Source organism: Cloacibacterium caeni, from assembly GCF_907163125.1.
In the GTDB taxonomy this organism is placed as follows: Bacteria; Bacteroidota; Bacteroidia; order Flavobacteriales; family Weeksellaceae; genus Cloacibacterium; species Cloacibacterium caeni_B.
On the sequence record NZ_OU015319.1, the window covers coordinates 1,303,772 to 1,316,138 of the forward strand.

The following is a 12,367-nucleotide window of genomic DNA, read 5'->3' on the forward strand; positions in this document are numbered from 1 at the left end:
AAAAAAAGATAAGTATGGCAACTCTTACAAAAACAAAAAAGACGACAACTAAAACTTCAACTCCTAAAACTACTGCAGTAAAAACAGTAAAAGCAGAAAAAGTTCCTGCTAAAAAAGACGCTGCAAAAGATTTAGCAGATTTATTTGAAGATGGACTAAAAGACTTGTATTGGGCAGAAAAAAACCTCCTAAAAAACATGCCGAAAATGCATAAAAATGCAAGTTCTCCAGAACTCAAAAAGTCTTTAGAAGACCACATGAAAGAAACAGAAAATCAAATTAAAAGAATTGAAGACTGTTTCAAAGAATTAGGAAAAAAACCACAAGCTGCTGTTTGCGATGCCATGAAAGGCTTATTAGAAGAAGGAAAAGGCATAATGGAAGAAACAGAAATGGGTGCAGTACGAGATGCAGGAATCATTGCAGCTGCTCAAAAAATGGAACATTACGAAATTGCTTCTTATGGTACACTCGCAGCTTTTGCAAAAGTATTAGGATACAAACAAAGTTTAAAATTATTATTAGCCACTTTAGAAGAAGAGAAAAAATGTGACGAACATTTAACTCAAATTGCAGACACCAATCTGAATACTAAAGCAAAATAATTTATACTTTTACTTCACATAAAAAACCGATTTAATATCGGTTTTTTTTTAACTTTAAAAATCGTGAAACTGATAGAATTTCGCAGAGAAGGCATTTATTGTAAGAAAGGAGATTTCTACATAGACCCTTGGTTTCCTGTAAAGAAAGCCGTAATAACGCATGCTCACGCAGATCATGCAAGATGGGGAATGCAAGAATATCTTTGTACTCACGAGACTAAACCTATCCTAAAATCTAGAATTTCAGAAGACATTTCGGTTCAAAGCTTAGCTTACGATGAAACACTAGAAATCAACGGTGTAAAATTAAGTTTTCATCCTGCTGGTCATATTGTTGGTTCTGCACAAGTCCGTTTAGAATATAAAGGTTTTGTGACGGTAATTTCAGGAGATTATAAAATTCAAGATGATGGAATTTCTACACCTTTTGAAGTTTTAAGATGCAATGAATTCGTTACTGAATCTACTTTTGGATTGCCAATTTATCAGTGGAAATCGGTAGAAAAAATCAATCAAGAAATTCAAAATTGGGTGATAGAAAACCAAAAAATGAACAAAACATCTGTGTTTTTTGGATATTCTCTAGGCAAAGCACAACGTTTAATGAAAGCTTTAGAAGGAATCGCAAACATTCATGTACATTCCCCGATTCATCGATTGAATGAGGCTATTACTTCTACTGGATTGATTTTACCAAAAACTCAACTTTTAGAAATTGATGATAAAAAAGCACTAGAAAATCAAATCATCATCGTTCCACCAGCTTTATTGGGAACGAATATGATTAAAAAAATTCCAAATGCTGCCACCGCAATTTGTTCTGGTTGGATGCAAGTGAGAGGAAGAAGACGCTGGAAATCTGCAGATGCAGGTTTTGCCATTTCGGACCACGCAGATTGGAACGGATTATTACAAACGGTAAAATCTACAGAAGCCGAAAAAGTATACGTAACGCATGGTTCTACTGAGATCTTCTCAAAATATTTAAATGAAATCGGAATTTCTGCCGAAGTGGTGAAAACCAAATTTGGCGAAGAAGAACAAGGAGACGATAATATAGAACCTGGAAGTCAAGAAGAAAATTCTAATTCAGAATTCTAAACCATGAAGCAATTTTCACAATTATTTTCTACGTTAGAAACATCTAATAAGACCAACGACAAAATTTCGGCGTTGGTCCATTACTTTTCTACCGCAACAGAAGAAGACAAATTGTGGCTGATTGCACTTTTCACAGGAAAACGACCAAAAAGACCTGTAAAAACCAATTTTCTAAAACTTTGGGCAATGGAAATTTCTGAAATTCCAGAATGGCTATTTTTAGAAAGTTACGCTTCTGTAGGCGATTTAGGAGAAACCATCGCACTTTTATTGCCACCTTCTGAAAATTCTATTGATCAATCACTTTCCGTTTGGATGAAAGAAATCATCGCGTTACATGATAAAACCGATGAAGAAAAAAAAGAATTCGTCACAAATGCCTGGAAAAACCTTGATACTCAAGAACGATTAATTTTCAACAAATTAATTGGCGGAAGTTTCAGAATTGGCGTTTCTCATAAATTGTTGGTGAACGCACTTTCCAAATATTCAGGAATTGATGAAAACGCTTTAATGCATGCCATTATCGGAAAATGGAAAGTAAAAGAAACTCAATTTTCCGAATTGATTAATGGCGAAAACATCAATACAGACGCATCAAAACTCTACCCTTTTTGCTTGGCATATCCATTAGAAAACGAACTAGAAAAGTTAGGAGAAGCAAAAGATTGGCAAATAGAATACAAATGGGATGGAATTCGTGGACAAATCATCAAAAGAAATGAAGAAATTTTCATCTGGAGTCGTGGCGAAGAATTGGTAACAGAACAATTTCCTGAACTCGTAGAAAACATCAAAAAAATTTCTGGAAACTTCGTTTTAGATGGAGAAATTTTAGCCATTAAAGAAGGTCAAGTTCTCAATTTTAATGACTTACAAAAACGTCTGAATCGAAAAAATGTTTCTAAAAAAATGATGGAAGAAATTCCCGTTGGTTTGTACGTTTATGATTTATTAGAACTTGATTTTGAAGATTTACGGAATGAAAAGTTAGAAATTAGAAGACAGAAATTAGAAAATCTCATTCAAAATGCTGAAAATTTCAAATCTCAAATTTCAAATCTCAGATTGTCAGAAATTATCGATTTTAATAATTGGGAAGAACTTCATGAATTTCGTGAAAAATCTAGAGAAATCAACTCAGAAGGATTAATGCTGAAAAGTAAAAATTCCATTTATCATGAGGGAAGAAAAAAAGGCGATTGGTGGAAATGGAAAGTTGCTCCACTCACGATTGATGCGGTTCTCATTTATGCACAAAAAGGCTCTGGAAGAAGGAGCGCTTATTACACAGACTATACTTTTGCTATAAAAGACGGCGAAAAACTCGTTACTATTGCCAAAGCATATTCTGGTTTAACGGATAAAGAAATTATGGAAATCAATAAATTTATCCGCAATAATTCTTTAGAAAAATTCGGACCAGTGAGAACCGTGAAACCCGAATTGGTTTTCGAAATTGCTTTTGAAGGAATTGGTTATAGCAGTCGACATAAATCTGGTGTTGCAGTGCGTTTTCCAAGAATTTTAAGATGGCGAAAAGACAAAACCGTAGAAGAAATAGACACTATAGAAACCGTAAAAAGTTTAATTATGTAGGGACAAGTCGAGACTTGTCCAAATCAATTCAATGAAAATTAATAAAACCCAATGTTACCAAATCATCCAAAATTGGATGAACGAAAAAGGTCAAAAACCGTTTTCTTTTCAAGAGGAAACTTGGGATTTGTATGCTCAAAATTTCTCAGGATTGGTAGTGGCTCCTACTGGTTTTGGAAAAACATTCTCGGTATTTTTAGCTGTTATCCATAATTTCCTCAATCATCCAGAAAAAGTAAGGACAAGTCGAGACTTGTCCAAATTACAACTGCTTTGGGTAACTCCACTTCGTTCGCTTTCTAAAGACATTGCAAAAGCGATGCAAACTGCCATTGACGAAATCGGATTGGATTGGACAGTTGGAGTAAGAAACGGCGACATTTCTGCATCAGAAAAGCAAAAACAGACCAAAAACATGCCTGAAATTTTGGTGGTAACTCCAGAAAGTTTGCATTTGCTTCTCGCTCAAAAATCTAAAACCAAATTTTTTGAAAATTTACAATGTGTCGCTGTAGATGAATGGCACGAATTGCTCTCAACAAAACGAGGCGTCATGGTAGAATTGGCACTTTCGCATTTACGAAGCATTTCTAAAAATTTGAAAATTTGGGGATTAACTGCTACGATCGGAAATTTAGAAGAAGCTTTAGATGTTTTAGTTCCTTATGAAACTTCAAAAAAAATAGTCCTCGCAAAAGAAAAAAAGAAAATAGAAATCCTTTCCGTTTTGCCAGATGAATTAGAACTTTTGCCTTGGGCTGGACACATGGGAAGCAAAATGACAGAAAAAATTCTTCCGATTATCGACCAAAGCAAGACTACTCTCATTTTTACCAACACCAGAAATCAAGCAGAAAATTGGTATCAAAATTTATTGGCAGTCAATCCAGATTTAGCTGGTCAAATCGCGATTCATCACAGTTCAATAGATTTTGAACTCAGAAATTGGATTGAAGATAATTTAGCTTCGGGTTATTTGAAAGCGGTAGTTTCTACCTCTTCTTTGGATTTGGGCGTAGATTTCAAACCTGTGGATACCGTGATTCAAATCGGTTCTAGTAAAGGAGTTGCAAGATTTTTACAAAGAGCGGGAAGAAGCGGACATTCTCCTTTTGAAACTTCTAAAATTTATTTCGTTCCTACCCATTCTTTGGAATTGATAGAAGTGGCAGCGTTGAAAGAAGCGCATAAACAGAATCAAATCGAGAAAAGAGAAACAGTTGTTTTAGCTTTTGATGTTTTGGTGCAATTTCTCGTGACTTTGGCAGTTGGTGAAGGTTTTAGAGAAGAAGAAATCAAAAAACAAGTCAAAGAAACCTTTTGTTTTCGAGAAATGACAGATGATGAATGGAAATGGATTTTGCAGTTCATCACCATTGGTGGAAAATCACTGAAAAGTTATGAAGAATTCCAAAAAGTAGTCATAGAAGACGGAATTTATAAAGTCAAAAGCAGAAGAATTGCGATGCTTCATCGGATGAATTTGGGCGCGATTGTAAGCGATGTGATGATGAAAGTGAAATTTTTCGGAGGTGGTTACATTGGGATGATTGAAGAGTTTTTTATTTCCCGTTTGAACAAAGGAGATGCTTTTATTTTAGCAGGAAGAGTTTTAGAAATTGTGAATATTAAAGAACAGGAAGTTCAGGTAAAATTAAGCTCAAAAAAACGCGGAATTGCAGCAAGTTACGCAGGTGGAAGATTGCCCATGACTTCCTATTTGTCTCATTTTTTACGAGAAAAATTAAATGATTCACTTTCACCAAATCCTAGAGAAAAAGAACTAAAATTTCTACAACCGTTGCTTCTAGACCAAGAAGGCGTTTCGCACATTCCGAAATCTGATGAATTTTTGGTAGAACTCATCGAAAACAAATACGGAAATCATCTTTTTATGTATCCATTTGAAGGAAGATTGGTTCACGAAGTGATGTCTGCTTTGGTAGCATACAGAATTTCTAAAATTTTCCAGATTTCATTTACCATGGCGATGAATGATTACGGTTTTGAACTGAGTAGCGACCAACCGATTCCTTTAGAAGAAAAGCATTTGCAACAAATATTGAGCAAAGAAAACCTCATTCAAGATGTGATGGCAAGTATCAATGCTGCGGAAATGGCCAAAAGAAAATTTCGAGATATTTCGGTGATTTCTGGCTTGGTTTTACAAAATTATTACGGCAATAAAAAGAAATTTAAAAGCATTCAATCTTCGTCAAACCTTATTTTTAAGGTATTGGAAGATTACGAACCAGATAATTTGCTTTTGAGACAAGCTTACACCGAAGTTTTTAACAACCAGTTAGAAGAAGTACGGTTAAGAGAAGCTTTTGAGAGAATTTCGGCTTCTAAAATTGTATTCAAGAAAACAACCCAATTTACTCCACTGAGTTTCCCCATAAAAGTTGACAGCCTTCGTCAATCGCTTTCTAGTGAAGATTTATTGACTAGAATAGAAAGAATGAAAACCGCTGGAATTCCTAAAAAAAGAAATCGCTTTTCTCGATAATTTTTCTCGTATTTTTGCAACATGATTTCTGAAATTTCTATCAATTTTGCTGGAGAACAGTTGAAGCTCAATCAATACCGAAGTATTTTTTGGGACAAAGAAAAATCCTTGATTTTGTCTGATTTACACTTAGGAAAAACCGCACATTTCAGAAAAAATGGCATTGCTTTACCGAATGGTGTGATTGAAAAAGATTTAGAAAATCTCCAAAAAGTAATCAAACATTATGAACCTAAAAAGATAATCATTGTTGGCGATTTGTTTCACGCAGAACTGAATTCTGAAATAGAAATCTTCAGAAAATGGTTTGAGGATTTTAAGATGATAAAGTGGTTGCTCGTGAAAGGAAATCACGATAAATTTTCTAAAAAATTCGGAATGAAAGAAACTGAAATCTATGAAACCGAAAATATTATTTTCTCTCACGAATCTTTAGACTCTATTCCAAAACCACAAATTGGTGGGCACATTCATCCTGGAATTTCATTAATGGCTCAAAATAGACAGAAATTAAAATTTCCTTGCTTTTTAGTCTCGGAAAATCAAATTATTTTGCCTGCATTCTCTCAATTCACTGGATTAGATACTAATTTTGAGAAAAAGCAAAATTCCACTTTTAAAAAATACATTATTACCGCTGAAAATTTAATTGAATGGTAAAAAAGCCCGCAATAAATTGCGGACTTCGATTTATATAGAGTGCTTCTAGATTGAAATTTGTCCTTCTACTCCATCACTGTTATCGGTTTTATTACCAGTAACAATCGCAGCAGCAAATGACAATAAAGAAACGAGTTTACCAACTTTCGTATCCCAATAATAGACATCTTCTGGAGCAATTCTAAGAATAGAAACATTTGGGTCATCTTTTCCATCAAACCAAGCATTGGCAAAAGCACTCCATTTTTCTTCTATTGTAGATCTATCATCATAGATAAACGCTTTGCCATACACAGAAAGATATTCGCTGTCGCTATTATTCATAAAATAAAGTTGCACTCTAGAATCTCTTTCGATTTCCATATTTTTATTGCTTTCTTTGCTCGAAATAAACCAAAGATTTCCTTCATCATCGCATTCTTGCAGACTCATAGGTCTAGAATTGGATGGTAATTGGTCTAATTCGGTCACAAACATACACGTTCTCGCTTTTTCTGAAAGCTCTATAAGCTTTTCTATAGCTTCTTTTTGAAATAAATTTTGGGTTGACATAAATTTTGTGATTTGGTGATTGATATAATGTATTGGTGTTGTTTAATACGTTTTAATATTTAGAACTCCATTAAAACCTAAGAAAAGATTTCTGATTTTGTGATAAAAATTCACCGTTTCTAGATTAATCATTTCGTTGGTTTCTTCTATCTCTGTAATAATTTTATTTCTCAGTCTTCTAATTGAAAAAGAATTAATTACCAAGCGTTTTTTGCTTCTATTCTTCTTTTCAATGACCAATTGAGAGCTCATCATCGGTTTAAGATGAAAACTGATAATTTGTTCGTCTGGAAAATTGGTTTCTTCTAAATCTCTTATTTGAAACCAATCATAGCAAGTCGTTTTCTGATTTTCATCAGTAACGCAGATTCTAATCAGGTCGCCATTTTCTATTTTTCCAGTTTTTTCTTCTCCATGCTTGTTGCAAAGTTGAAAATGACAATGTTCCTTGTCTTTAACCAAGTTCCAATGCTCTACGTTGTAGAGATTTTGTTTTAAATTTTTAAAAATTTCTTTAGCATTGTTGTCGTTTTCAAGTAGAATTTCCGAAACAGAACTGCTTTTGGTTAAGGTAATTTGAGGATTTTTATGTTCATTCATAGCAAGAGTTTTTGATGTTAAAAATTAAAGGTCAATTTGTTCGGAAGTCCATTTTACGGCTGTATCGTAATCTTTTTTATCAAATCCTTTAAACTCGCCAATCATAATTTTGCTAAAAATTTCTGTAAAATCTTGTACTGTTTCAGAATCATAAACGATGGCTGCTCTATTCCATTTTGTTAATGTTTTTACGCCCAACATTGCGTCTTGAAACCAAGCTCCTGCTGTAAATTTGGATAAATCTGTTTCATGACCAACATGTAATTCAATTTATCTTTTTCCTCGATAAATTTTTCTACTTCTGGCATTACTACGTCTATAAAATCTTTTCCTGAAACCTCGTCTGTGGCTAAAAACCCCACCATGTTATCTGGTAATTCTTTGATTCTAGTAATCATTACTTTTATTTTTTGACAAATTTCAGAGTTTAAGCTCCGAAACATATTACAGAATATTTAGGATAATTTATATAATTTTGTAAAATGCAATTTCAAGATTATTTCTCCTCGTTTTCCGAAGCTTTAGCGACTATTTATTCCAAAGAGGAAAACAGAATTCTTTACCGATATTTCTTAGAAGATTTTCAAGAAAGAAAAGTAGAAAATCTGGCTTCGGAATTTGAAAAAGTAACTGAAGAACTCAAAAAAGGAAAACCTTACCAGCAAATTTTGGGATATACCGAATTTTATGGAAATAGATTTTTTGTAGATGAAAACGTCTTAATTCCTCGTCCTGAAACAGAAGAATTGCTAGAATTGGCGATTTCAAAAATTAAAAATCTAAAATCTAAAATCCAAAATCTAAAATTATTAGACGTTGGAACAGGAAGCGGAATCATTCCGATTACTTTAAAAAAACATTTCCCAGATACGGAAGTTTTTGCAATGGACATTTCTGAAAAAGCACTTGAAATTGCTCAAAAAAATGCAGACTTTCATCAAACTGAAATTAAATTTTTACAAGCAGATTATCTGAATACAAATTTGACCGAAAAATATGATGTAATCATCTCAAACCCACCCTATATTGGAATCGATGAAAATACGGAAATCGAAGATTCGGTAAAAGGTTTTGAGCCCAATATTGCACTATTCTCACCAACTCAAGATGCGCTTATTTTCTACCGAAAAATTACAAAAGACTGTGAAAATCATCTCAATGAAAACGGTTTATTTTTCCTTGAAATCAATCAAAAATTAGGAAATGAAACCTTAGAACTGTTCAAAAATTTCTCAGAAAGCGAATTGGTAAAAGATTTATCTGGAAATGATAGATTTGTGATGGGAAGAAAGTAATTTCTCTCGCTGATTAAACAAATTTTACTGATTATTTATAATAAAAAAGTCGGACTAAAATCCGACTTACTATTTCTTTATTTTTGAATTCTTTAATTATAAACTACCCAATTTTCTTCTTCACAAAAACTTGGTAGCTCATGTAAATCAAAGGAAGGGACATCACAAGCAAATAAACTGCATTATTCATGGCAATTTCTGGCTCTAGCGCAACTGCGTAAACCAAGCCAAAAGCAGCACCACCTAAATGTGCAGCGTGACCAATATTATCATGCGGTCTAGGATTAAGCATCATGTAAACGGAATACCCAAAATACAAAGCTCCAAAAATATAACCAGGAATACTTAATTCTGGAGGTAAAAAAATAATACCTATTCTACTAGCTACTGGATTCATCGCAACACTTGCAAAAATAATCCCCGAAACGCCACCACTAGCTCCAATTGCCGAATACCAACTTTGTCTTTTATACAAATACAAAGAAAATAAATTCCCAATAACAATTGAACCTAAATACACCAACAAAAATCCTGAAATACCATATACATATAAAACGATTGGTGCAAAGAAATACAGCGTCAACATATTAAAAAACAAATGTCCCCAATCTGCATGAAGAAATCCTGCAGAAAGCAGTCTGATGTATTCTTTTCGATTTTGTATCGCCGAAACATTGAACTTATATTTTTCAAAAAGTTGAATGTTTTGGAATCCCATAATACTGATGATTACAGTTATGGCTATGATTATTAATAATATTGGATGCATACTTTTTTAATTATTCGTTATTTTCATCAATAGAGAATAAATCTCCGATTTGACCTTCTTCTGGAATTTCATTAACTTCAGAATCTGCATTAGCTTCTTCACTTTCAGATTCCTCTGCTTCAATAATTTCTTCTTCCAAAGGTTCTGGAATGGTGATGTTAATAGATTTTACTTTTTCTTTGATAAACTGATTTCCGATGGCTTTAATACCTTTCACGGCGATAAATTCATCAATATTGATAATTTCTGGTTCTTTTTCTTTGCCTGATTTATCTTTCGGGAAAACAATTTCTGCAGTACAACCATCAGAAGTTCCCACAAATTCTACGAAAGATTTCGGATGCTCACTTGGCATAAAATGCTGAACGTTTGTAGTGTTTTCCAGCAAGAAACGTTTGATGAAATAGATTCCTTTTTCACCATCAAAATAGATACACGTAATCGGCTGTTCTGGCTTCCATTTTTCGAGAATTAAATATTCATCATCAAAACGATTAAGCAAGTCAAAAGTCACCAATTTGGCTTCACCATTTTGATTTATGGTTAAGATTTTGTCATCACCTTTGAAACTGCCTAATAATGTACCTCTTCCGTCTGCATTCAGTCTACGAACCGTATCATCAAACCAAATTTTTCTTGGAGCCAATGTAGAAACGCCTTCTTCTTTTAAATCAACTTTCTTCACGGCGTATTTGGTTACGAGATTTCCTCTGGAATCTCTTCCTTTAATCGCTAATTCTGAGAAATCAATCTCAATTTTATTTTTTCTAACTCTAGAATTTGGTTTCAGTAAAACAGTTACCGTTTCTGCTTCACCATTTGGATTGGCAGAGAAATACAACATTTCTGAACCTTTTTTATCAGAAGCCAATTTATAGTCTGTATTTCTGGTAACACCCGTTACAGAAAAACGTTTCATGTAGTAAGGACCTTCTTTTCCTTCACGATAAATCATGTTGTAAACGGTACGTTTGTCTCCTTTTTTGAAAACGCCAACATGTACAATATTTTTTCCGATGAACGTTTTGGCTTCTACTTTCACCACTTTCATCGTTCCATCTTTTTGGAAGGTGATGATGTCATCAATATCAGAACAATCAAAAACGTATTCGTCTTTTTTAAGCGAAGTACCTATGAAACCTTCTTCTCTGTTTACGTAGAATTTTTCGTTGGCTAAAACAACTTTGGTTGCGTCAATATTATCAAAAACTCTAAGTTCAGTTTTACGCTCTTTGTCTTTTCCGTATTTTTTCTGAATATTGGTAAAATAATCGATAGCATAAGCAATCAGATTCGCTAAGTGATGTTTCACCTGTTCCATTTTACCTTCTAAAGCGAATATATTTTCTTCGGCTTTATCTCTATCATAACGAGAAATTCTCATGAAAGGAAGCTCCGTCAACTTGATGATATCTTCTACTGTAACTGCTCTCATTAGCTTTTTAATGAAAGGTTTCAGCGCTTTATCAATCGCTTCATAGACTTCTTCTTTAGAGTTTTTACCTTTAATTTCTTGGTAAATTTCATTTTCGATGAAGATTCTCTCTAAACTTGCAAAATGCCACTTTTCTTCGAGTTCGTGGAGTTCTATTTCTAATTCTTTTTTCAACAAAGAAACAGTATGGTCAGTATTTCTTCTGAGAATTTCAGAAACCGAAAGAAACTCTGGTTTGTCGCCAACAATAACACAAGCATTCGGCGAAATAGAAACTTCGCAATCGGTGAAAGCATATAACGCATCTATGGTTTTATCAGGAGAAACGTCATTCGCTAAATGAATATTGATTTCTACCTTATCAGAAGTATTGTCTTCAATTTTTTTGATTTTGATTTTCCCTTTTTCGTTGGCTTTAATTACGGAATCAATTAAATCGCCAGTATTTTTAGAAAAAGGAAGCTCGGTAATGCAAAGGGTATTTTTATCTTTTTGAATAATTCTAGCTCTAGTACGGAGTTTTCCGCCACGTTGACCATCATTATAATTGCTTACATCTAGTAAACCTCCCGTTTGAAAATCTGGATAAAGTTCAAATTTTTTACCTTTCAAATAAGCTACAGAAGCGCTCAACAATTCATTAAAATTATGAGGCATAATTTTGGTAGAAAGTCCTACCCCAATTCCTTCTACACCTTGAGCCAAAAGCAAAGGAAATTTTACAGGTAAATCAATCGGTTCATTATTTCTACCATCATAAGATTTGCTCCATTCTGTAGTTTTCGGGTTGAAAACTACTTCCAAAGCAAACGGTGTAAGTCTTGCTTCAATATATCTGGCTGCTGCTGCAGAATCTCCAGTGTAGACATTTCCCCAGTTTCCTTGGGTATCAATGAGCAATTCTTTTTGACCAATTTGCACCATTGCATCCGTAATAGAAGCATCACCATGAGGATGGTATTTCATGGTATTTCCTACAATATTAGCAACTTTATTATATCTACCGTCCTCTAATTCGCGCATAGAATGCATAATTCTACGCTGTACTGGCTTAAAACCATCATAAATAGACGGAATGGCTCTGTCTAAAATTACGTATGATGCGTAATCTAGAAACCAATCTTTGTATAAACCTGATACTTTTTTTAAGGATTCTTCCTTGTGCTCGTGTCCTTCCATTATTAACCTTGCGTTTTACCTTCTCTGTTTGCTTTTTTCAAATATTTCCAATTCTTAGAAACA

At 33.7% G+C, this 12,367-nt stretch carries 12 protein-coding genes; 6 read left to right on the forward strand and 6 right to left on the reverse strand.

From position 1 onward, the window contains the following. Window positions 1-14: 14 nt before the first annotated feature. From KKQ79_RS05985 to pdeM, 5 genes are all read left to right on the forward strand, one after another. Entirely contained in the window at window positions 15-605 is a 591-nt protein-coding gene (locus tag KKQ79_RS05985; protein ID WP_213189358.1) for a YciE/YciF ferroxidase family protein, read from the forward strand. A gap of 63 nt (window positions 606-668) precedes the next feature. Beyond that, window positions 669-1,706, forward strand: coding sequence for a ligase-associated DNA damage response exonuclease (locus KKQ79_RS05990; RefSeq protein ID WP_213189359.1), 1,038 nt, complete (start codon window positions 669-671; stop codon window positions 1,704-1,706). 3 nt (window positions 1,707-1,709) lie between these two features. After that, window positions 1,710-3,305, forward strand: coding sequence for an ATP-dependent DNA ligase (locus tag KKQ79_RS05995; RefSeq protein ID WP_213189360.1), 1,596 nt, complete (start codon window positions 1,710-1,712; stop codon window positions 3,303-3,305). Window positions 3,306-3,336: 31 nt separating this feature from the next. Continuing rightward, a complete protein-coding gene (locus KKQ79_RS06000; RefSeq protein ID WP_213189361.1) occupies window positions 3,337-5,814 on the forward strand; it encodes a ligase-associated DNA damage response DEXH box helicase in 2,478 nt (825 codons plus the stop codon). 21 nt (window positions 5,815-5,835) lie between these two features. Further along, window positions 5,836-6,474: a ligase-associated DNA damage response endonuclease PdeM gene (gene pdeM / locus KKQ79_RS06005; protein WP_213189362.1), complete on the forward strand. Its 639-nt coding sequence runs from the start codon at window positions 5,836-5,838 to the stop codon at window positions 6,472-6,474. 45 nt (window positions 6,475-6,519) lie between these two features. On the opposite strand, the gene KKQ79_RS06010 is transcribed toward pdeM, so the two are convergent. The 4 genes from KKQ79_RS06010 to KKQ79_RS13880 are packed head-to-tail and all read right to left on the reverse strand — an operon-like array spanning window position 6,520 to window position 8,024. Beyond that, the gene (locus tag KKQ79_RS06010; protein WP_213189363.1) at window positions 6,520-7,026 is read right to left on the reverse strand and encodes a pyridoxamine 5'-phosphate oxidase family protein; all 507 of its coding nucleotides are present in this window, start codon (window positions 7,024-7,026) and stop codon (window positions 6,520-6,522) included. A 42-nt stretch (window positions 7,027-7,068) separates the two neighbouring features. Then, window positions 7,069-7,626, reverse strand: a complete 558-nt coding sequence (locus tag KKQ79_RS06015) for a hypothetical protein (protein WP_213189364.1) — start codon at window positions 7,624-7,626, stop codon at window positions 7,069-7,071. A gap of 24 nt (window positions 7,627-7,650) precedes the next feature. Beyond that, the gene (locus tag KKQ79_RS13875) at window positions 7,651-7,827 is read right to left on the reverse strand and encodes an STAS/SEC14 domain-containing protein (RefSeq protein WP_250131201.1); all 177 of its coding nucleotides are present in this window, start codon (window positions 7,825-7,827) and stop codon (window positions 7,651-7,653) included. Continuing rightward, window positions 7,815-8,024, reverse strand: a complete 210-nt coding sequence (locus tag KKQ79_RS13880; RefSeq protein WP_250131202.1) for a hypothetical protein — start codon at window positions 8,022-8,024, stop codon at window positions 7,815-7,817. Before KKQ79_RS13880 ends, KKQ79_RS13875 begins: the two co-directional genes overlap by 13 nt. Before the next feature lie 84 nt (window positions 8,025-8,108). Here KKQ79_RS13880 and prmC point away from each other — a divergent pair, with 84 nt between their 5' ends. Then, on the forward strand, window positions 8,109-8,921 hold the full coding sequence (prmC, locus tag KKQ79_RS06025; RefSeq protein ID WP_213189365.1) for a peptide chain release factor N(5)-glutamine methyltransferase: 813 nt from the start codon (window positions 8,109-8,111) through the stop codon (window positions 8,919-8,921). Between the two features lie 103 nt (window positions 8,922-9,024). Here the strand turns inward: prmC and KKQ79_RS06030 are convergent, their stop codons facing one another. Together KKQ79_RS06030 and KKQ79_RS06035 are read right to left on the reverse strand one after the other, a co-directional pair. Continuing rightward, window positions 9,025-9,690, reverse strand: a complete 666-nt coding sequence (locus tag KKQ79_RS06030; protein WP_213189366.1) for a rhomboid family intramembrane serine protease — start codon at window positions 9,688-9,690, stop codon at window positions 9,025-9,027. Window positions 9,691-9,700: 10 nt separating this feature from the next. After that, window positions 9,701-12,304 carry a DNA gyrase/topoisomerase IV subunit A gene (locus KKQ79_RS06035; protein ID WP_213189367.1) on the reverse strand — a complete coding sequence of 868 codons (2,604 nt, stop codon included), beginning with the start codon at window positions 12,302-12,304 and terminating at the stop codon, window positions 9,701-9,703. Window positions 12,305-12,367: the final 63 nt, after the last annotated feature.